Here is a 21,343-nt window from a genome sequence, read left to right as displayed (position 1 = left end):
ACTGTGTTCGGCTTCTTGCTCGTATTGATGATCCTCGACGGCCTGCTGCTCTCGGCCGTTGTCCTGATGCAGGCTGGCCAGGGTGGCGGACTCGCCTCGCTGGGCGGCGGCGGCGCCTCGCAGGTGCTGGGCGGCCGTCAGGCCACGACCCTCCTGACCCGGGCCACCTGGTGGACTGGCGGGATCTTCATGGCGCTGGCGCTGCTGCTCTCGCTTGCCTCGACCAGCCGGAACGCCGGCTCGTCGGACGTGCAGCAGCAGTTGCGGACTGCTCCAGCGGCTGCCCCGCAGCAGGCGCCGATTCAGGGTACAACGGCCCCGGCGCCGATCCCTGGCACCACTGCACCACCGCCGGCTCCCGCGCCGGTCCCCAAGCCTTGATCAAGGATTTCGCAGGCGGGACAGGTCGTCCCGCCTTCGTTTTGCTGGAAGACGGGACCTGGTACCCGGGGGAGCTGGTCGGACCCGTGCTGAAGGGGTTCGGTGAGGTGGTCTTCACCACCAACATGACCGGCTATCAGGAAACCTTCACCGACCCCAGCTATCTCGGTCAAATCGTCGTGATGACGGCACCGATGATCGGCAATTACGGCATCACTGACACCGACGACGAATCCGCCCACCCTCAGGTGAGCGGCGTCGTCGTGCGAGAGCTTTCGGCGCACTACTCCAACTGGCAAGCAACGACCTCGCTGCCCGAGTGGCTCGCCAAGGCCGGCGTTCCGATTATTACCGGCGTCGACACCCGCCAGCTGACCCGGCACCTCCGTGAACGTGGCTCAATGCGGGGCGTGATTGCCGAGGGGAGTGAACCCTCGCCGACGCTCCGGGCGGAGCTCCTGGCCTCGCCCTCGATGGAAGGGCTCGATCTGGCCTCGCTCGCGACGACACCGGTCTCATATACCCAGGGCGATGGCCCGTTAGTCGTGGCGTTCGACTTCGGAATGAAGCGCAACATCGTCCGGATGCTCGAGGCGACCGGACTCCGGGTCGAAGTTGTCCCGGCGAAGACCAGCGCCGCAGAGGTGATGGCGCGGCACCCCGACGGCCTCTTTCTCTCCAATGGACCCGGCGACCCGGCAGCGGTCGGCTACGCCCGGGAGACCATTCGGACCCTGACCGAGAGCGGCATCCCCACCTTCGGGATCTGCCTCGGGCATCAGCTTCTCGGCCTGACCTTCGGGGGTGAGACCACCAAGCTCTCCTACGGCCATCGGGGTGGCAACCACCCCGTGAAGGAGCTGGCGACAGGTAAGGTGCTCATTACCACCCAGAACCACGGCTTCGCGGTCCAGGGGAGCGCTGAGGGCGTCCCGGGGGCCCCGGACCTCGAGGTGACCCACCTCAACCTCAACGACGGGACCGTGGAGGGCCTCCGCCACCGGACCCTCCCCGTCTTCGCGGTCCAGTACCACCCGGAGGCGGCTCCGGGTCCCCACGACGCCTATCCGCACTTCGGGGAGTTCCTCGCCGCGATCCAGGCCCGGGCATCCCAAAAGGGCGCAACCTCTTGACAGACAACGCTTAAGCATCGTACATATCGGCCCGATGGGGGCTCCCACCTTGGCCCCCAAGGCATCTCCCCGAGGGAGCGATGACCAAGGCCGATCTCGTTGAACAGGTGACTGCCGCAATCGCCCGGACCTCCGGGCCGATGATTTCCAAGAAGGATTGTGCACGCGTCGTCGACGCCTTCCTGGATGCGGTCAAACTCGCCATGCGCGACCAGCACAACATCGAAGTCCGCGGGTTTGGCACCTTCAAGATCCGTCGTCGCAAGACCCGGATGGCGCGCAATCCTCGCACCGGTGATCCAGTCGAAGTCGCCGCGCGCCCGGTGCCTGTGTTCAAGCCCAGCAAGGAGTTACGCGCACTCGTGGCCCACGAGGAGTACATCCCCGATGGCTCCGACATGGATGACGACGACGACGACGAATGAACCAGTTCCGGGTCCTGCTCTTCGCACGCTACGCGGAACTCCTTGGTAGCGCACAAGTTGAAGTGAGTCTTCCGAGTGGTGCGACTGCGGCCGACCTGATTGGCGCCCTCCGGCAGTTGCCGGGGGGCGGTTTGCTTCCTCCGACTCCATTTCTGGTGATGAACCACGCGCAAGTCCGCGCAGGGCAGCAGCTTGACCCAGCGGCGGAGCTCGCCCTGCTGCCGCCGCTCGCTGGCGGGTGATTCGCATGCGCTACCTCTCTCACCTTCCGCTCGATCTCACTCCATTGACGGACGCCGTCTCCGCGCCGGATCGTGGTGCCATCGCGACCTTTGCCGGCATGGTTCGGAATCATCACGCCGGCCGCGAGGTGGTGGCGCTGTCATATTCGGCCTACGAGCCGATGGCAGAAGCGGTGTGTGAGTCGATCGTGCGCGAGACTGCGGCGGCGTTCAACGTTCAGGTCGCGATGGTCCACCGACTTGGCGAGGTCCCCATCGGCGAGGCGGCGGTACTGGTGGTCGCGAGCGCGGCCCATCGCGGCGCGGCCTTTGATGCGGTTCGTCACGCCATCGACGAGGTCAAGTCGCGAGTGCCGATCTGGAAGCGCGAGCGTTATGCCGATGGCAGCGAAGCGTGGGTCGATCCGACGGCGCCTGCAGGGGTGATGCCGGTGCAGGGCGAGAAGTGACAGCGCTGCTCGATCGGCACCAGCGACCGCTCGGATCGTTGCGCATCTCCGTCACCGATCGCTGCAATCTTCGCTGCCGTTACTGCATGCCCGAAGCGGAGTATGCGTGGTTGCCGAAACAATCACTCCTCTCGTTCGAGGAGATCGTGCGCGCGGCGACGGCATTTGCTGCGCTCGGTGCAGCCAAGATTCGCCTCACCGGTGGCGAGCCGCTCCTGCGCCAGGGACTTCCCGACCTGGTGACGATGCTGCGTGCGGTGCCAGGGGTGCGGGAGATCGCGCTGACCACTAACGGACTCCTGCTCGCTCCGCTCGCGCAGCGGCTGCGCGGTGCCGGCCTCGATCGCGTCACGATGTCGCTCGACACGCTGCAGCCGGAGCGTATGGCGGCCTTCGCACGGAGTTCGCACCACGCGGATGCCATCGCCGGACTCGATGCCGCGCGTGCGGCCGGGTTCGAGCGCATCAAGATCAATGCGGTGGTGGTGCGCGGCTTCAACGACGACGAGATCGTGCCGCTGGTGCGCTTCGCTCGCGACCGCGGAGTCGAGATGCGCTTCATCGAGTACATGGACGTTGGGGGCGCCACCCAGTGGAACACTCGCGACGTCGTGTCGCGCGAGGAGATCCTCGCCGCGCTCGCGGCAGGCTTCGGCAGCGCGGTCGCCATCCCGCGAAGCGATGATCCCCACGCACCGGCAGAACGCGTTCAGCTCGGCGACGGAACAATGGTCGGAGTCATCGCATCGACCACGGCCCCGTTCTGCCGCGACTGCGACCGGGCCCGGCTGACCGCCGATGGAACCTTCTTCCGGTGCCTCTATGGCGAGGCCGGGATCGATCTCCGCGGCCCCATTCGCGGCGGCATCACTGAGGCTGACCTGGAGGAGCTGATCAGGGCGGCTTGGCGGGAACGGGCCGATCGAGGCGCCGAGGATCGCACCCACGTTGCAGATCGCGGGGTGCTGGTCCAGCTCGCTGGGCTCAAGGCCGATCCACGCAAGGAAATGCACGTCCGGGGAGGCTAGGCGTACGCCGCCCCGAAACCCTATCGATGCCTCGTGCGTCTAACCCTTTGTCTTTCACCCGGGATACCGATCCAATGCGTTCCAGCACCACCCTGATGCGGTCGGGCACGTTGCTCGCCCTCGCTGCGCTTGCCGCCGGCAGCGCCAGCGCCCAGACCAAGCCACTCCCGATCAAGTACTCCGGCCCGCCTACCGTGGCTGCGATCACGGCCGGTGACCTGATGACCCGTCTCTACATCTACGCCGATGATTCGCTGATGGGGCGACGCGTCGGAACCGAATACAACACCCGGGCAACCGCGTACCTCGAGGCCCAGGTCCGAAAGCTCGGACTGAAGCCGGCAGGCGATGATGGCTTCTTCCAGAGCATCGGGCTGGTCGCGCGCGCCTTCGATACGACGGCGTCAACGCTCACCGTCGATGGCGTCGCGTACAAGCCAGGCACCGACTTTGTCGGGAGCACGGGCGGAGTGCAGCACGCCGTCGCCGCCGCGGGCGTCGTCGTATGGGGGTCCGTGCTGGATACGACTGGAAATCCGACCGCCGATCAGTACAACGGCAAGTGGGTCGTTATCCGCGGGATCAATGGACTTCCTGCAGGATTCGACCAGGCAGCGTTCGTGAAGTCGGCCGGCTTCGCCCGGTACCAGGCAATGTTGCAATCCAGCGCGGTCGTCGGTCGGATCACCATCAGCCCCACGGAACAGTTGAATCCTGCGCTGGTGAAGAACATGGTGAATCCTGCTGGGGCATCACGCACCGTGAAGGAAGCAGCCCCGGTGGCCCTCACCGTGACGAGCAAGGTGGGAGACGCGATCTTCGGCCCCGGATCGGCGACCGCAGTTCCCGGCACGATGGGGAAGAATGTTGCCGCTGACATTCGCTTCATTGACTCCCCCCGGGGCGGTCGCAACGTGATCGCTGTGCTTCCCGGCTCCGATCCGAAGCTGAAGGGTCAGTACGTCGTCATCGGCGCTCACAACGACCACATCGGTTTCAACAACCGTCCGGTCGACCACGATTCGATGAAGGTATGGCTCAAGCATGCGCGGCCGCAGGGCGCCGACGGGAGCGGCAAGACGCTGAGCGCGGAAGACTGGACCGCGATCAACGCCGAAATCGCTGAACTGCGGAAACTCAATCCTCCTCGTCCCGACTCGATCAGCAACGGGGCGGATGACGATGGCTCGGGTTCTGTCACGCTGCTCGAACTCGCCGAGGCATTCGCCAAGGGCGCAGCCAAGCCGAAGCGGTCGATTCTCTTCATCTGGCAGACCGGCGAAGAGAGCGGGATGTGGGGCTCGGGCTATTTCATGGACCACCCGACGGTGCCACGTGATTCGCTCGTGGCCGACCTCAACATCGATATGGTTGGTCGCGGCGCGCCGAGCGATGTGACCGGGCAGCAGAAAGAAGGAGGCCTCCTCGCTGGTGCCGATCGCTATGTGCAGCTGGTTGGCTCCCGTCGTCTTTCGACCGAGCTTGGCGACATTGTGGAGAACGTCAACAAGGACCCGAAGTACAACTTCAAGCTCGACTACGCGATGGACGCCAACGGCCATCCGCAGAACATCTACTGCCGCTCCGACCACTGGTCGTATGGCAAGTGGGGCGTTCCGGCCGTGTTCTTCACCACCGGCGGTCACGCCGACTATCACCAGGTGACCGACGAGCCACAGTACATCCGCTACGACCATATGGCGCTGCTCGGCCACCTGATCTTCGATTCGGCGATGCGAGTGGCCAACCTCGATCATCGGGTCCTGGTCGACGGCGTAAAGCCGAACCCTGCGCCGGCGACGGCCTGCCAGCAGTAGTCTCCGCCGGCTGATTCGCTCGGCCAGACGCGCCCCCCGGACCACCCCGGCCTCAACTCGCCGAGGTCGACAACCCGGGGGGCGCGTCGCGCGTAGAGGAGTCGGTTGATGCCCCCGACCCCACTCCCAGGACCTGCTCTCGATGAACTCGCGTTTCCCATTGCAGCCACGCTTGGCCATGACCCTGATCGCCGTGCTGATTCTCGGTGCCGGCTCGCTCGAGGCCCAGTCGGGCAGCTGTCCCGCCGCCAAGGGCGGCCCGATGCCGCTGAAGTACGTGGGGGGCCCTACCGCCACGGCGATCCTCCCCTGCGACCTGATGACCCGGCTCTACCTCTTTGCCGACGACTCGATGAATGGCCGCCAGGTCGGAACCGTCGACAACCTCCGTGGCACCGCCTATATCGAACGCGAAGTGCGTCGCCTCGGCCTGGTGCCGGCCGGCGACAGCGGCGGCTACTTCCAGAACCTCCCGATCTTCGCCCGCTCCTTCGACAACAGCTCCACCATCACCGCCGGGGGGATCACCTTCCGAGGTGGCGCTGACTTCACCGCGAACATTGCCGAGAAGCACCAGGCGGTGCAGGGGAGTGTGATCTACGGCGGGATGGTCGGCGACACGACCAACCTGCTCGCGGCAGACGCGGTCGCAGGCAAGATCGTCGTGCTGCGCGCCGCTGCAGGTGCCGCCAACGGGGGAGCGCGCTTTCCCGGTGGCCGTCGCGGCGCACCGTCGCCGGCGATGCAGGCGTACCAGCAGTCCCTCGCAGGCGCACTGGCTACCGTGACCGTGGTGGGAGACTCGATGCCTGCGGCGCCCGCGCGCGGCGGGTTTGGCGGGCCGCGTCCAACGCTTCGTTCGGACGCTCCAAGTGTGCCACGGCCGGCGACATTGACCGTAACCACGAAGGTCGCTGAGGCTTTGCTCGGCAAGTCGCTCGATGGTCTGGCGAAGGGAGCTGCTGGCACCTCGGCGTCAATGGATCTGCGTTTTGTCGAGGAGCAGAAGCCCGGACGAAACGTGGTCGCGATTCTCCGCGGCTCTGATCCCAAGCTGCGCGGCGAATACGTGGCGATCGGAGCCCACAACGACCACATCCAGAATCAGCGTGTCGTCGAGCACGATTCGCTCAAGGCCTACAACATCGTGGCCCGGCCGGAAGGCGCCGACTCCCGCGGTGCTGCGGCTCCGACCGCGGAACAGTGGGTCACCATCAACCACCTGAAGGACTCTCTGCGGGCGATCTACCCGGCTCGCGCGGATTCCATCTCCAACGGTGCTGACGACGACGGTTCTGGGTCGGTCTCCGTTCTCGAAATCGCTGAGGCTTTCGCGAAGGGCGCCGTGAAGCCGAAGCGTTCGCTGATCTTCGTCTGGCATGCGGGCGAGGAAGCCGGGCTCTGGGGCTCGCAGTATTTCACGGATCATCCGACTGTTCCGCGCGACTCCATCGTGGCGCAGCTGAACATGGACATGGTGGGTCGCGGCGCGCCGAGCGATGTGACTGGCGCGGACAAGTCCGGCACCATCCTGCACGGCTCAGGCAACTACCTGCAGCTGGTCGGTTCCCGCAGGCTCTCCACCGAACTCGGTGATCTCATCGAGTCGGTGAACAAGGAGCAGAAGCTGGGCTTCACGTTCGACTACGCCATGGATGCCGATGCCCATCCGCAGAACATCTATTGCCGTAGCGACCACTACGAGTACGCCCGCTACGGTATTCCGATCGTGTTCGCGACGACTGGCGGTCACGCCGACTACCACCAGGTGACCGACGAACCGCAGTACATCCAGTACGCGCACATGGCGAAAGTTGATCAGTTGATCTTCGATGCTGCGGTGAAGGTCGCCAACCTCGACCACCGCGTCGTGGTCGACAAGCCGAAGCCGGATCCGAACGGCCGCTGCCAGCAGTAGCCTGTTCAAGCTTTTCTCACGCCGTCCGGAGCCCCACCGGGGACCTCCGGGCGGCGTGTCGCTTACTTTGCGGGAGTTATCGTCTTCACCCGCTGTCCGAGGAAGGCTTCTCGATGCCGCTACATATCGCCCTGCTTGAGCCCCGCACCCCCACTACCACGGCGGCGGTTGCCAAGCGCTGCGCCACGGTCGACGCCTCGCTCCATCTGGTCGGGCCGCTCGGATTCGGTGCCGAGGAGCCGGCATTCCGCACTTCGGCCGACGTCGACTGGGACGCCCTCGACTGGTGGCTGCATCCCGGCTGGCGCGACTTCCGCGACGCGATGCGCCGCGACCGCTGCATCTACTTCGCGGCCAACGGGACGCGCGATCCGGCCGAGGCCCCGTTCCGCTCGAATAGCGTCCTGGTATTCGGCGACGAATCACTCGGGCTCCCGGACAAGATCAGGGAGAAATACCCCGAGCGCGTTTTCCGCCTCCCCGGCGGCAAGGGCCGTGGCAAGCCCGATCTGCCTGCGGCCGTCGAGGCGACGCTCGCCTTCGCCGCCGAGCGGGCGGGGAAGCCGCCGGCCGAGGGTGGCGCTGGCAGCGACCGGCGGCGCTCGCGGAGTCGTCGGCCGCGCTGAACGCTTGGGTGACCCACACGTTTCGATTAGGTTCAGCAGGCTGATTCCATAGCATTCCGGGGCGCCTCCGGGGCGCCTGATCACTTCGTCACGAGCGGATCCGACATGTTCGAGAAGATCACAGTGGTTGGGGCAGGGAACGTTGGCGCCACGGCAGCTCAGCGGGTTGCCGAGAAGCATCTGGCCAAGACCGTGGTGATGGTCGACGTGGTGGAGGGTGTCCCGCAGGGGAAGGCACTCGACCAGTGGCAGTCGGCACCGGTCGAAGGCTTCAGCGGGCGGGTCCTGGGTACCAACGACTACGACCTGGCTGCGGGATCCGAACTCTTCATCGTCACCGCCGGCATCGCCCGCAAGCCGGGAATGAGCCGCGACGATCTCGTCAAGACCAACGCCGGTATCGTCAAGTCGGTCGGCGAGAACATCAAGCGAGTGGCACCGAACGCCATCGTCATTGTGGTCTCCAATCCGCTCGATGCGATGTGCTACGTCATGCGCGAGGCCACCGGCTTCCCGCGCGAACGTGTCATTGGCATGGCAGGAGTCCTCGATACCGCGCGCTACCGGATGTTCCTCTCCGAAGCGATGGACGTCTCGGTCGAGGATATCCAGGCGATGGTACTCGGCGGTCACGGCGACACGATGGTGCCGCTGATCTCCTACACCACGGTCTCCGGCATCCCGGTGACGCAGCTCCTCGCCGCCGACAAGCTCGAAGCCATCGTGACTCGCGCCCGGAATGGCGGCGCCGAGATTGTGGCCCACCTCAAGACCGGCTCGGCCTACTACGCTCCGAGCTCCGCCGCGGTGCAAATGGCCGAAGCGATCGTGCTCGACAAGCGCCGGATCCTGCCGTGTTCGGCCTGGCTCCAGGGCGAGTTCGGGCTGAAGGATGTGTACTGCGGGGTCCCGTGCCTGCTCGGCCGGAACGGACTCGAGAAGATCGTCTCGATCACGCTGACCGACGCCGAGATGGCGGCACTCCACCAATCGGCGGAGGCCGTGCGGGCGATTCAGGCGATCGTCTGAGGGCGTGATGAACCGAATCATTGCCCTGTGGCAGACAGCCGTCGGGAAGAAGGTCGCGATGGCGGTCACCGGTCTCGCGCTGGTGCTCTTCCTGGTTTCGCACATGATCTCGAACGTGCTGGTGTTCGAGAATCCCCAGCACCTCGATGACTACGGCGCGTGGCTGCGCTCGTTCGGCCCGCTGCTCTGGGTGGCGCGGCTCGGCTTGCTGGCAGCCGTCAGCATCCACATTGCCGCCGCGTGGCAGCTGACGCAGATGGCGCGCGCAGCGAGGCCCGCCGACTATAACCGGCATGAACTGCGGGTGTCCTCCTATGCCGCCCGCACGATGCGCTGGGGCGGGGTGCTACTGCTGGTCTTCATCGTCTTTCATATTTTCCATCTCACGCTCGGCACGGTGCACCCGGACTTCGTCGAGGGCGCCGTATCGCAGAACCTGAAGACCGGCCTCGAAGTGAAGCCGGTCGCCGCGTTCTACGCGCTGGCGATGGTCTTTCTCGGACTGCATCTCGGCCACGGCATCTGGTCGGTCTTCCAGACCCTCGGGCTCAATCATCCCGCGTGGAACAAGACGCGCAAGGTGATTGCGGTCACGCTGGCCGTACTCGTGGCGGGGGGCTTGTTGAGCATCCCGGTCGCCGCGCTTCTCGGACTACTCTGATGAATCTCGACGCAAAAGTTCCTGGCGGCCCGCTCGAAGACAAATGGGATCGGCACAAGAAGGACCTTCGCCTGGTGTCGCCAGCGAACAAGCGGAAGTTCGACGTGATCATCGTCGGCTCCGGACTGGCGGGTGCCTCGGCAGCGGCATCGCTCGCCGAGCTTGGCTACAACGTCTCCTGTTTCTGTTTCCAGGACTCACCCCGCCGGGCCCACTCGATCGCGGCGCAGGGCGGCATCAACGCGGCCAAGAACTACCAGAACGACGGCGACTCCTCCTGGCGACTGTTCCACGACACCATCAAGGGCGGCGACTTCCGGGCGCGTGAGGGGAACGTCTACCGACTTGCCCAGGTCTCGGCCAACATCATCGATCAGTGCGTGGCGCAGGGCGTCCCGTTCGCGCGCGAGTATGGCGGCCTGCTCGCCAATCGTTCGTTCGGCGGCGCCCAGGTCTCGCGCACGTTCTACGCGCGCGGCCAGACGGGTCAGCAATTGCTGATCGGGGCCTACCAGGCCCTCGAGCGGCAGATCGGCAAGGGCACCGTAACGATGTATTCGCGTCACGAGATGCTCGAACTGGTCGTGGTCAACGGTCGGGCCCGTGGCATCGTGGCGCGCGACCTCGTCACCGGCGAGATGCAGTCGTTCGCGGCGCACACCGTGGTGCTCGGCACCGGCGGTTACGGCAATGCGTTCTACCTCTCGACCAACGCCAAGGGGTGCAACGTCACGGCGGCCTATCGTGCCTACAAGAAGGGCGCCGGCTTTGCCAATCCCTGCTTCACGCAGATTCACCCGACCTGCATCCCGGTCGCTGGTGACTTCCAGTCGAAGCTGACGCTGATGTCGGAGTCGTTGCGGAATGATGGTCGCGTCTGGGTGCCGAAGCGGGCGGGCGACACGCGCAAGCCGGCGGACATTCCCGAAGCCGAGCGCGATTACTACCTCGAGCGCAAGTACCCGAGCTACGGCAACCTCGCACCGCGTGACATCGCCTCGCGTGCTGCCAAGGAAGCCTGCGACGATGGGCTGGGTGTCGGCCCTGGCGGGCGTGGGGTGTTCCTGGACTTCTCAAGTGCCATCAAGCGCCTGGGCGAAGACACCATTCGCGAGCGCTATGGCAACCTGTTCGAGATGTACGAGCGGATCACCGACGAGAATCCGTATCAGACCCCGATGCGGATCTACCCCGCGGTCCATTACACGATGGGCGGGCTCTGGGTCGACTACAACCTGATGAGCAACCTGCCGGGACTGCACGTCATCGGCGAGGCAAACTTCTCGGACCACGGTGCCAACCGCCTCGGCGCATCCGCGTTGATGCAGGGGCTGGCCGACGGATATTTCATCCTGCCGTACACCATCGGCGATTATCTCGCGGGCGCCAAGCTGGAAGCGGTTGACACCTCGCATCAGGCGTTCCGTGATGCCGAGACCGAGGCGAATGCCCGGCTTGGCAAGTTGCTGGCGATCGACGGCACGCGCTCGGTGGATTCGTTCCACAAGGAACTGGGGCACATCCTCTGGGAGAAGTGCGGCATGGCGCGTGATCGCGCCGGCCTGCAGGAGGCTCTCGCCCGTATCCCTGCTTTGCGCGCCGAGTTCTGGGAAAACGTGAAGGTTCCCGGATCGGCCGAGACGCTCAACCAGTCGCTCGAGAAGGCCGGGCGCGTTGCCGACTTCCTCGAATTCGGTGAGCTGATGTGCTCCGACGCGCTGATTCGCGAGGAATCATGTGGCGGACACTTCCGGACAGAGTACCAGACCGAAGACGGCGAGGCGCTGCGCGATGACGACCGATTCGCACACGCTGCCGTGTGGGAATATCAGGGCGAGAACCAGACGCCGGTACGACATATCGAGCCGCTCACCTTCGAGTTCGTGAAGCTGGCGACGAGGTCATATAAATGAGCAGCGCTTCCTCAATGCATCGCGATCTTCCCCTCTTTGGCGCTGCTCATCCTGAGCGCAGCGAAGGAAAGATTCTTCGATGAGCACTTCAATGAAATTGACGCTTAAGGTCTGGCGTCAGCCCGGACCCAAGGCCACCGGCAAGTTCGTGCAGTACAGCACGACCGCCGATGAGCACATGTCGTTCCTCGAAATGCTCGATGTCGTCAACGAGGAATTGCTCGCCAAGGGTGACGAGCCGATCGCGTTCGATCACGATTGCCGAGAGGGGATCTGCGGCAGCTGCGCCCTGATGATCAACGGTGCGCCGCACGGTCCACGGAAGGCGACGACCACGTGCCAGTTGCACATGCGCACGTTCAAGGACGGCGATACCATCGTGATCGAACCGTGGCGCGCCGCCGCCTTCCCGGTCCTTCGGGACCTGGTCGTGGACCGGACCGCGCTCGACCGGATCATCGCGGTGGGTGGCTATATCTCGGCCCCGACCGGATCGGCGCAGGATGGCAATGCGATCCCGATTCCGAAGGAAGATTCCGACCTGGCGATGGACGCGGCGAGCTGCATCGGGTGCGGGGCGTGTGTCGCCGCCTGCCCCAATGCGTCTGCTATGCTGTTCACTGCGGCCAAGGTGAGCCACCTCGGCCGGCTCCCTCAAGGGCAGCCCGAACGTGACCGACGGGTACTGGCGATGGTCCAGCAGATGGACGAAGAGGGTTTCGGCGGCTGCACCAACTACGGCGAGTGTCAGGAAGCATGTCCAAAGGATATTTCGGTCGAGAATATCGCGCGGATGAACCGCGACTGGGTGCGCGCTACGCTCTCCGATCGGGGAGAGGCCGTGGCCTCGGCAGGCACCGGCTGATTCGCCACACCACGCTCCTGACAATCTCCGTACTGGGCGGGAGCGCAATTGCGCTGCCCGCCCAGTCAGGTTTCCAGCTGCGACCAATGGCCCATGCCGTCGTGCTCGGCACGACTGTCGACCCGATTCCGGGAACCGGCTCACTGAGCGAAGTGCGCATTGTGCAACCGGTGCTGATGGGAACGCTGACCGGTTTCGGCGGCAAGTGGATCGCGACCGCGACGCTGGACTTCGAAGGGCTCACGATGCCGAAGGGCGAGCTCACGCCTGGCGCGTGGGGTGAAGGGTTCGTGGATCGGCGTCATCCGCACACGACTGTGCATGAGCTCAACATTGCGGGCGTCGACCTGCTCGGGCGGCTCGACGGTGGCGGGCGACTCGGTGTCGCACTGGGAAAGGGATTCGTACCCTTCGGCAGTGATGACCCGATGTCTCGTCCGATCAGCCGGTATCCGGTCAACCATCACTTTGCCCAGATCCTTGAACGCGCCATCGCGATAGCACAATACGACGTCGGCAAGGTGACCCTCGAGGGAGCGCTTTTCAACGGCGACGAGCCGGAACGGCCGGGACAGTGGCCGCTACTGAGAAACGCCGATGGGAAACGACGGTTCGGCGATTCGTGGAGTGGTCGTGTGACAATTCGGCCATTTCGTGGGTTGGAATTGCAGGGGTCGCGCGCCACGGTGCATTCACCTGAGCATCGCGAGGGAGCCGGCGGCAACGTGGTGAAGAGCTCCCTCTCGGCACGATTCGCCGATCAGCCGCGATGGGGCGAGCGATACCTGGTGGCCGAGTGGGCTCGCACGTCAGAACTCGACGGCTTCTTCGTCTTTCACTCGGCACTTGCCGAGGCGATGCTGCGCCGAGGTCGGTTGAGCGGGGCGTACCGGTTTGAAGTGACGGATCGGCCCGAGGAGGAGCGGTTGATGGACCTCTTCCGGACGCGGCGGCCCCATTTCGAGAACAGCATCCTGGGGATCGGCCGCTGGTCGCTGCACACCCTCCGGGTGGGGGCCGAGCTCGTTGCGCCGGGTCGGCGAGCACAGGCGCAACTCTTTGTCGAAGGGACGCTGGGTTCGGTCGCCAAGCGCGACAACGGAATTTTTGACCCCCAGTCGCTCTACGGCAGCACGACCATGAAGGCACTGAGTCTCGGCATCGCTCTCGACTGGGGGATGCGGGGACATCGGATGGGGCGCTACGGGGTCCTGGCAATCGGCCAGGCAGACCACGCGTCGATGGCGGGGCACCAACACTGACGCGGCTCGCGGCCGCAGGAACATCTCGATGCGTTTCCGGACTTTCCTGACGGCACTCCTCCTCGTCGGTGCCGCGTGCAACAGCGGCACTGACGCCAACAGCGATGTTGTCATTGCGGCGGCCGGCGGAAATCAGCAGACCGGTGTGACTGGCGCGGCGCTGGCGACGCCACTGAAGGTCAAGGCGGTCGATGGCCTCGGGGCGCCGCTGACCGGGATCGTGATTGACTGGTCGGTGCAATCGGGCGGCGGCAGTGTGACGCCATCCACTTCAACGACGGATGCCAACGGATTCGCCACGGCGACACTGACCCTCGGCGCGGCCGCAGGAAGCACCGTCGTCAAGGCGACGCAGCGCGGCAGCAGCGCGAGCGTCCTCTTCAGTGCGACGAGTGAACTCCCCATCACCGTCCGGATCTTCCAGGGCAATAACCAGAGCGGGACGGCGGGCCAGCCCCTCAACTCCCAGCTTCGGGTGCAGGTACTCGAGAACGGCCTGGCGATCTCCCCCTCGCGCACAGTCCAGTGGGCTGCGACCTCGGGCGGCGTCACCTTCTCGTCGGCCGCGAGTACGACCGACGCCGCCGGCATCGCCAACGTGAATGCGACGCTGGGCAACGGCAATGGGGTCCAGACGGCAACCGCGACACTGGAAGGGACGAGCTCAACCGTCACCTTCACCTTCAATTCGTTCGCATCGACCAGCAACCCGATTCTCACGGCGACCGTGCCGATTCCGGCCAACTACGGCATCCACGATACCTATGTCCGGGATGGCATCGCCTTCGTGCTCGCATGGAACAGCGGTGTGATGATCTACGACGTGGGTAACGGCATCCGGGACGGCTCGCCGGTAAACCCCGTCCTGATGTCAACCATCGTTCCGAATGACAATGGTGTCACGGGCGGTGCGCAGGCACACAATGCCTGGTGGTTCCACAACCCGGTGACCGGCGCCAAGAAGTACCTCTTTGTCGGCCAGGAAGGTCCGGGGTCGATCGGCGGATCCTCGTCAGGAGACATCCACGTTCTCGATGTCTCGAATTTGCTGGCTCCGGTCGAGGTCGGGTCGATCCACGTCCCGAACGCAGGCACCCACAACTTCTGGATGGACGAGCAGCGCCAGGTTCTGTACGCGGCGTATTACAATGGCGGCGTCGTCGCCGTGGACGTCTCGGGTACACTTGCCGGCGACCTCTCCAACCGCATCGTTGCCCAGGCGAAGCCGGGAGGTCCTGGCAATACCTACATCTGGGGCGTGATGCTCGCGAACGGCACCCTCTACGCGACCGACATGCTCAGCGGCTTCTGGGCGCTCGATCCGGTCACGCTCGCGACCAAGGGTGGCGGCAACAACGCGCCGGAACGCTTCGGTTCCGATCAGTGGGTTACTGGCGCGTGGGCGTACAGCGGCAGCTGGGGCGTCCGCAGCGGCGTCGCCGGCAACGCCCTGAAGATCTGGTCGCTCGGCACTCCCGGGGGCATCCCGGTGCTGATCGACTCGATCAAGATCCCGAACGTCAACACGCTGAGCGACGTCGCAGTGACACCCGATGGCAAGGCGCTCGTGGTGACTGCTGAGAATGGCGGCGGGGCCGGGATGTACATCCTTGATCGCGTGGACCCCCGCCGTCCGGTCGTACGCGGAGCTGTTGTCGTCTCACAGGGGATTCATACCGGGGAGATCGCGGTCATCAACGGCAGGACTTATGTCTTTGCGGCGCGCGACCCGGCCCTGCCGGCGCTGCTGATCTACGATATCACGGGCGTCGTGCCCTGAACTCATTGCGATGATGCTGCCGCAGCACGCCACGCCAACTCCTCGCGAGTTGGCGTTGTGCTATTCCGGGGCCATCTTTAGGACTACCCCATACCCACGCACACCCGTCTCAAAGAGCCCGTCATGACCCGTCGTGCCCTGCTCGCTGCGCTGCCGCTGCTGGTCACCGCAACTCCCATCACGGCGCAGCAGCTGCCGGGATTCACTGCCGCACGGTCTGCTCGCGAGAACGCACTCGAGACTCGACTGCAGGCCGTACCCGACACGGCCTCGGCGCGTCGGCACGTTCACGTCCTCGCCGGGCGGCCGCACGTCGCGGGAACACCGGCACAGAAGGCAACCGCGGACTACGTGCTGCGTCAGATGAAGTCGTGGGGTCTCGACACCTCGCGGGCGACCTTCAAGGTGTACCTGCCGTACCACGACTCGACCATCGTCGAACGGATCACTCCGACGCGGCAACGGCTCGATCTCACTGAGCCACCGGTCCCGGGCGACTCGACGACCTTTCTGCCGAGCTGGCCGGCAATGAATGGCAACTCGGGTGCGGGTGACGTCACCGCCGGGCTTGTCTACGTCAACTACGGTCTTCCTAACGACTACGCCCGTCTTGATTCGCTTGGCGTCTCGGTGAAGGGGAAAGTGGCCATCGTGCGGTATGGCCGCTCGTTCCGCGGCATCAAGGCGCGCGAGGCGGAGGCGCACGGTGCGCGCGCGTTGATCATCTACTCGGACCCGTTCGATGATGGCTTCACCCGCGGCGAGGTCTATCCCAAGGGTCCGTACCGCAACGCGCAGGGTGTGCAGCGTGGGTCGATCTTCAACGGCTACGGCGACGCCACGACGCCAGGCTGGGCGTCAACCAGCAACGCCAAGCGGCTCCCCGAAGATTCGCTCGCCGTGCCGCACATTCCGGTGGTGCCGATCGGCTATGGCAACGCCGAGCTGCTGATGCGTGATATGGCCGGCCCCGCTGCTCCGGAAGGGTGGCAGGGTGGGATGAACTTCCCCTACCACGTTGGCGACGGTGTGCTCCAGGCACGCGTTGCCGTGTGGCCGGAGCGGGGCAATCGCGCCTACAAGACGATCTACGACACCTTCGGAATGATCCGCGGTAGCGAGCTGCCGAACGAGTGGGTCATCATCGGCGGGCACCGTGACGGCTGGGGTCCTGGAGCGGCCGACAATGTCTCGGGAACCGTGAGCATTCTCGAGGCGGCACGGGCGTGGGGCAACGCGCTCAAGAATGGTGACCGGCCGCGGCGCACACTGGTGTTCGCAACGTGGGACGCGGAAGAATGGGGGCTGGTCGGCTCGACCGAGTGGGTTGAATCGATGCCCGATTCGCTGCAGGCGAAGGCCGTCGCGTACATCAACCAGGATGTCGCGGCATCGGGTCGCTCCTTCGGCGCGAGCGGCACTGCCTCGCTGCATGCGCTGTTGCGCGATGTAACCCGTACCGTCGGCCAGCCTGGCGATACCGGCTCGGTGTACCAGTCATGGGGCCGCGGACGTGGGGCCACCGCACGCAGCGAACCCACCCTTGGCGATCTTGGCGGCGGCTCTGACTTTTCCGGTTTCTACAACCACCTCGGCATTCCTGCGCTCGAATTCGGCTTTGGCGGCGCGGGCGGCGTGTACCACTCGGCGTATGATACCTGGGCCTTCAACGAGCGGTTCGGTGACGTCGGCTATCTCAGTCACGCTGCGGCTGGACGGATCTCCGCGGTGCTGATGGGACGCCTGGGCAACGCCGACATTCTTCCCTTTGATCACGAAGCGCTCGGCAACTATCTGGCGGCACTCGCTTCACGTGTGGAACGGGGCACGGCACCAGCGCTCCAGGGCGATTTCCTCCGGCTGCGGATGGCGGCCGTCGGGCTGGCCCAGGCCTCGGCGCGCTTCAACACCGCGCGCGAGAGTGCGCTCGCGGCTGGAGCCACCTCAGCACGAATCAATGCGGTGAATGCGAGTGTCCGAAAGCTGGAGCAGGGGCTCACGCGCACCAGCGGCCTCGTCGGTCGTCCGTTCATGCGCAACCTGATCTTTGCGGCCGATCGCGACAACGGCTACGCCAACATCGCCTTGCCCGGGGTGAGTGAGGCGCTTCGCGATCACGACCAGGATCGTGCCCGCCGCGAACTCGCCGACCTGCGTCAGCGGATCGAAGCTGCCACCGTGCAGATGCGGCTCGCTACGGTCGTACTGAGCCGCTAGGCGTGCTGGTCAGCGAATCTCGAAGGGAGTCTGCGCGAGGGTGCGTCGCCCGTCATCACAGGCGACGAGATACTTTCCTGGCGTCCAGACTCCCGGGGCCGAGCGACCGTAACCGCGTGCGGCCCACGCGGACTGCCAGCTCGCATTGATGTCGTAGGCGAGTGCCATCCGCCCCATCTCCTCGGTCCGGTTGCGCAGGACGCGACAGTTGAGCGACGCCTGCAAGCGCCGACCGGGGGCATCGAAGGCGAGAGTCACCTCGACACCGACATATCCGGTGCTTGACGCCGGGAACGAGGTCGTGGTCTGCCGTGCCGCCATCTCCGGCACCGCATCACCCATCGCGAAGGTACGAATCCCGGTGACCCGCGCCCGGATCTCCCGCCATGGACTCGCCTCGGCGAGGGGCGCATCGTTGCGCGGCGCCGGGGTTACGGCGCTGGAGACCCTGCTCGCATCCGTGGTTACCTCGAACCAGTTCCTTCCAAGCAGCTTGTCGCCATAACGACACTCGACCCGGTAGCGGTCAGGCTTCCAGAACCCGCCAGCGGCACTCCCCCAGCCCTGCACGTGCAACGACGAGGTCCAACTCGGCTGGATCTTCGCGTTGATGGTGATGGCGGTGATGACCTGGCCACCCTTCGATGTCAGCGTGCATGCGATCGGTACCGTGATCTCTCGATTGGGTGCTTCGTAGTCAAGCTGCACCTCGACATCGACGTATCGCGTCGCGCTCGCGAGAAAACGTTGCGTGTACGCTCGCTGACCCGCTGCCGGAATGTTGTCACCCGCCTCGAAGAAGCGGAGCTGCCCGCTGGTCATCCGGATCGAAGACTGGTTGTTTCCGGAGCCGCTCACTTCGCGCACCGTGATGGCGACCTTGCCCACCGGCCGATCCCTGCTGAACCAGAAGAACAAGGCAAGCACTGCTGCAGCGCCGGTGATGCTCGCGAGGCGGAAGCGTTGCCATCCTGCCGGCGTCGAGGGAAGCCGCCAACGACGGGTCTGTGCCGGAGCGTTGGGAGGGCGCCGCGGCGGGAGGTCCTTCGGCATCGGGCGCGGCGGCGGCGTCGGCATCGTGCGCGTCGACGGGTGCGATTGCAGGATGGCACCGACCTGCGCCGCAAGCTCGGCGGTGTGCTGAGTAGTGTTGGGGGTGAGGGCATCCAGCCAGTGACGCGTACGGAGGTGGTACTCCATCGCGCCATCCGGCAACACATCCTCGATCCGGTAAGGGACGATGATGGCACCCTTCCGGACCGCCGCGTCCACCTCGTTGATGACATGCGGGGAGCGATTTGCGTTGGCCGAGAAGACGACCACCATGACGCGACAGCCGGTGATCCCTTCCATGATCGACTGGGCCCAGATGGCGCCTGGCTCGATGTCGCGGGGCGCGATCCAGCAGCGGATGCCGGCGGCCTCCATCCCGTGCAGTACGGCGAGGGCCGCGGGCTGGTCGGTGCTGGAGTAGGAGATGAAGACGTCGTGCGCCATCAACCCACGCGGAAAGGGGATGGACCAAGTTGCTGGGCGCCGTCCCTCACCGCAACCGGGGGTTGCGGCCACGGCCAGTCGGGGCGATATCCCCGAAGCTCCTACCCGTGATCCGGATGCCAGCCAGCTCACCACCACTCCCGAAGTGCTCGTTCCGGGTCGCCATTGCGGGGCACCGGCCCGATCGACTCCCACCTGAGGCCGAGGGTCCGCTCGAGACCTTCATCCGTCGCGCACTCGTCACCATCCGTGCCGAGGTCCATCACCACGCCGGTCGACCGGGGAGCGGCTATGCCCCGGGAGGACCAGATCTGGTCGTGCTGAGCGGACTCGCCGCGGGCACCGATCAGATCGGCGCGCGCGCTGCGACCGCCACTTCGGGGTGGCGCCTGCACGCCGTCCTGCCGTTCGTGGAAGAGGAATACGCGCGCGACTTTCGCGATGATGATGACGCCATGCGTCAGTACCGGCGACTGCTCAAGCGCGCCGATCACCTGACCGTACTGGACGGTCGAGCACGCACCGCGCCCGACGGCGAGCGCGCATTTGATGCCTACTCGCCGCTGGCACGCGTGCTGGTCGATCAATGTGACCTGCTCCTCGTGGTCTGGGATGGCAGCCCGGCACGTGGGCCAGGTGGCACTGCGACGCTGGTGCAGGCAGCCAGACAGGCGGACGTGCCGATTCTGCGATTCAATCCGCGAACGCCGCGCAGTGTCCGGCTCGAGTCGCGGCCCGATGTCGCGGAGCCCGACGACTGGACCATGGCGCTCCGCGAGCAGGTTGCCCGCCTCCTGGCGCCTCCCGACCGTGCGAAGAGTCATCACGGCGACGAGCTCGACCTGCGTAAGGAATATTTCGAGGAGAGACTGCCACCCGCCCGGCGCGCCACGCTCTTCGACCTGATCGGAACCGCGCTCCACCGTCGCCCGGATGATCCGGCGTGGTTCCCGCGGGTGGCCAGGACATTGCTCCGCATGGTGCGGCTGGCGCCGGCGCCGGATCCGATCGATCTGGCACGAACCCGTTGGGAGTGGCAATGGCGCGGCATGCCGGAGCAAGCCCGAGTGGCGGCGGTTGCACACTTCGCGGAGCACTACGGCTGGGCTGACGCGCTTGCAGCACGCTATGCCGCGGAGTTCCGCGCGACATACTCTCGGGTCTTTGCACTCGCGTGGCTTGCGGTCGTTGCGGCCTTCGTTGGCACCGTCGCCGAAGGGTGGGGGGGCGAAGCGGGGCACTCGCCGACAGCGGACCTCATCCACAACATTTGCCTCAGTGCCGAAGCATTGATCCTGTTGGTGGTATTTGCCAACGTCTACTGGGGCAGGCGCGGCCGACTCCACGAGCGTTGGCTTGACTACCGCGCGCTCGCCGAGCGTTTGCGGCATCTCGGCGTCCTCTGGGCGATCGGTCGAACGACTCCTGCCGTTCGGCTCCCTGCGATCGCGCTGGACGGCGACCCGCGCACTTCGTGGGTTGGCTGGTACCTCCGCAGCGTGGCTCGCCAAGCGGGGCTCATCACCGGATCGTTTGACCGGGCCCACCTCGAAGCGTGCCGCCTGCTTCTCCGGGATCAGGAACTCGAGCATCAGCAAGTTTTTCATGCGGCGGCCCGGGATCGAGGCCGTGCGATCGTTCACCCGCTGGAGCGGCTCGCCGAGGCGCTCTTCCTCGTTGCGCTGCTCGTGGCGCTGGGGAATCTTGTGCACGCGCCCGAGCGGCTCCTCTCGAGCTGGATCAGCAACCCCGGGATGACCGCTGCGATCCTCGGGGCGATCGGCGTGGGGCTTCCCGCGCTCGCGTCGGCCGTGCACGGCTTCCTCGGCACCAGTGATCTCGAGAGCATTGCGATCAGGTCAGCAGGGGTCGCGCCGCGGCTCAAGGAGCTCATCTGGCGCCTGGATCATCTCGACCCGGTCGACAGCAGTTCCATCGGCGAGATTGGCGCGGAAGCGGCGCGGATCATGGAGGGCGAACTGGGGAGCTGGCGGGCCGTGACCGCAGCCAGGAAGTTGACGGCGGTCTGAAGCGGCGGAAGGCGCGGACCTTGCACTCGGGAACGGGGACGACCGGCTCTTCCCCCGTTGCCCGACTCTG

18 protein-coding genes are annotated in these 21,343 nt (G+C 65.6%); 17 read left to right on the top strand and 1 reads right to left on the bottom strand.

Features of this window, described 5'->3' with window-relative positions:
- The first annotated feature begins 3 nt into the window (after positions 1 to 3).
- From secG to V4558_10205, 16 genes are all read left to right on the top strand, one after another.
- On the top strand, positions 4 to 381 hold the full coding sequence (gene secG, locus V4558_10280; protein ID MES2305889.1) for a preprotein translocase subunit SecG: 378 nt from the start codon (positions 4 to 6) through the stop codon (positions 379 to 381).
- The gene (carA, locus tag V4558_10275; protein MES2305888.1) at positions 378 to 1,514 is read left to right on the top strand and encodes a glutamine-hydrolyzing carbamoyl-phosphate synthase small subunit; all 1,137 of its coding nucleotides are present in this window, start codon (positions 378 to 380) and stop codon (positions 1,512 to 1,514) included. The genes secG and carA overlap by 4 nt, the downstream gene beginning before the upstream one ends.
- Before the next feature lie 80 nt (positions 1,515 to 1,594).
- A complete protein-coding gene (locus V4558_10270) occupies positions 1,595 to 1,939 on the top strand; it encodes an HU family DNA-binding protein (protein MES2305887.1) in 345 nt (114 codons plus the stop codon).
- Complete coding sequence (locus V4558_10265; protein MES2305886.1) at positions 1,936 to 2,181, top strand: MoaD/ThiS family protein; 246 nt, start codon at positions 1,936 to 1,938, stop codon at positions 2,179 to 2,181. Before V4558_10270 ends, V4558_10265 begins: the two co-directional genes overlap by 4 nt.
- A 5-nt stretch (positions 2,182 to 2,186) precedes the next feature.
- Positions 2,187 to 2,630, top strand: coding sequence for a molybdenum cofactor biosynthesis protein MoaE (locus V4558_10260; protein ID MES2305885.1), 444 nt, complete (start codon positions 2,187 to 2,189; stop codon positions 2,628 to 2,630).
- On the top strand, positions 2,627 to 3,658 hold the full coding sequence (gene moaA / locus V4558_10255; protein ID MES2305884.1) for a GTP 3',8-cyclase MoaA: 1,032 nt from the start codon (positions 2,627 to 2,629) through the stop codon (positions 3,656 to 3,658). The genes V4558_10260 and moaA overlap by 4 nt, the downstream gene beginning before the upstream one ends.
- Before the next feature lie 74 nt (positions 3,659 to 3,732).
- A complete protein-coding gene (locus tag V4558_10250; GenBank protein ID MES2305883.1) occupies positions 3,733 to 5,475 on the top strand; it encodes a M20/M25/M40 family metallo-hydrolase in 1,743 nt (580 codons plus the stop codon).
- A gap of 142 nt (positions 5,476 to 5,617) precedes the next feature.
- The gene (locus tag V4558_10245) at positions 5,618 to 7,393 is read left to right on the top strand and encodes a M28 family peptidase (GenBank protein MES2305882.1); all 1,776 of its coding nucleotides are present in this window, start codon (positions 5,618 to 5,620) and stop codon (positions 7,391 to 7,393) included.
- 113 nt (positions 7,394 to 7,506) lie between these two features.
- Positions 7,507 to 8,019 (top strand): TrmH family RNA methyltransferase, encoded by a 513-nt coding sequence (locus tag V4558_10240; protein MES2305881.1) that lies wholly within the window; start codon positions 7,507 to 7,509, stop codon positions 8,017 to 8,019.
- Positions 8,020 to 8,124: 105 nt separating this feature from the next.
- Positions 8,125 to 9,048: a malate dehydrogenase gene (gene mdh, locus V4558_10235; GenBank protein ID MES2305880.1), complete on the top strand. Its 924-nt coding sequence runs from the start codon at positions 8,125 to 8,127 to the stop codon at positions 9,046 to 9,048.
- Positions 9,049 to 9,055: 7 nt separating this feature from the next.
- Positions 9,056 to 9,709 (top strand): succinate dehydrogenase cytochrome b subunit, encoded by a 654-nt coding sequence (locus V4558_10230; GenBank protein ID MES2305879.1) that lies wholly within the window; start codon positions 9,056 to 9,058, stop codon positions 9,707 to 9,709.
- Positions 9,709 to 11,622, top strand: a complete 1,914-nt coding sequence (locus V4558_10225) for a fumarate reductase/succinate dehydrogenase flavoprotein subunit (GenBank protein ID MES2305878.1) — start codon at positions 9,709 to 9,711, stop codon at positions 11,620 to 11,622. The genes V4558_10230 and V4558_10225 overlap by 1 nt, the downstream gene beginning before the upstream one ends.
- 91 nt (positions 11,623 to 11,713) lie before the next feature.
- On the top strand, positions 11,714 to 12,487 hold the full coding sequence (locus V4558_10220) for a succinate dehydrogenase/fumarate reductase iron-sulfur subunit (protein ID MES2305877.1): 774 nt from the start codon (positions 11,714 to 11,716) through the stop codon (positions 12,485 to 12,487).
- Between the two features lie 86 nt (positions 12,488 to 12,573).
- Positions 12,574 to 13,749: a hypothetical protein gene (locus V4558_10215; GenBank protein ID MES2305876.1), complete on the top strand. Its 1,176-nt coding sequence runs from the start codon at positions 12,574 to 12,576 to the stop codon at positions 13,747 to 13,749.
- A 28-nt stretch (positions 13,750 to 13,777) separates the two neighbouring features.
- Positions 13,778 to 15,529: an Ig-like domain-containing protein gene (locus tag V4558_10210; GenBank protein ID MES2305875.1), complete on the top strand. Its 1,752-nt coding sequence runs from the start codon at positions 13,778 to 13,780 to the stop codon at positions 15,527 to 15,529.
- A gap of 123 nt (positions 15,530 to 15,652) precedes the next feature.
- Positions 15,653 to 17,746 (top strand): M20/M25/M40 family metallo-hydrolase, encoded by a 2,094-nt coding sequence (locus tag V4558_10205; protein ID MES2305874.1) that lies wholly within the window; start codon positions 15,653 to 15,655, stop codon positions 17,744 to 17,746.
- Positions 17,747 to 17,755: 9 nt separating this feature from the next.
- Here V4558_10205 and V4558_10200 read toward each other — a convergent pair whose 3' ends face one another.
- Positions 17,756 to 19,243 carry a toll/interleukin-1 receptor domain-containing protein gene (locus tag V4558_10200; GenBank protein MES2305873.1) on the bottom strand — a complete coding sequence of 496 codons (1,488 nt, stop codon included), beginning with the start codon at positions 19,241 to 19,243 and terminating at the stop codon, positions 17,756 to 17,758.
- A 116-nt stretch (positions 19,244 to 19,359) separates the two neighbouring features.
- Between V4558_10200 and V4558_10195 the strand changes: the two genes are divergently transcribed.
- Positions 19,360 to 21,273: a hypothetical protein gene (locus tag V4558_10195; protein ID MES2305872.1), complete on the top strand. Its 1,914-nt coding sequence runs from the start codon at positions 19,360 to 19,362 to the stop codon at positions 21,271 to 21,273.
- The last annotated feature ends 70 nt before the right edge of the window (positions 21,274 to 21,343 follow it).

Source organism: Gemmatimonadota bacterium (genome assembly GCA_040388535.1).
Taxonomy (GTDB): domain Bacteria; phylum Gemmatimonadota; class Gemmatimonadetes; order Gemmatimonadales; family GWC2-71-9; genus Palsa-1233.
The sequence above is the reverse complement of the archived record's forward strand: the minus strand, read 5'-3'. Positions and strand labels throughout refer to the sequence as shown.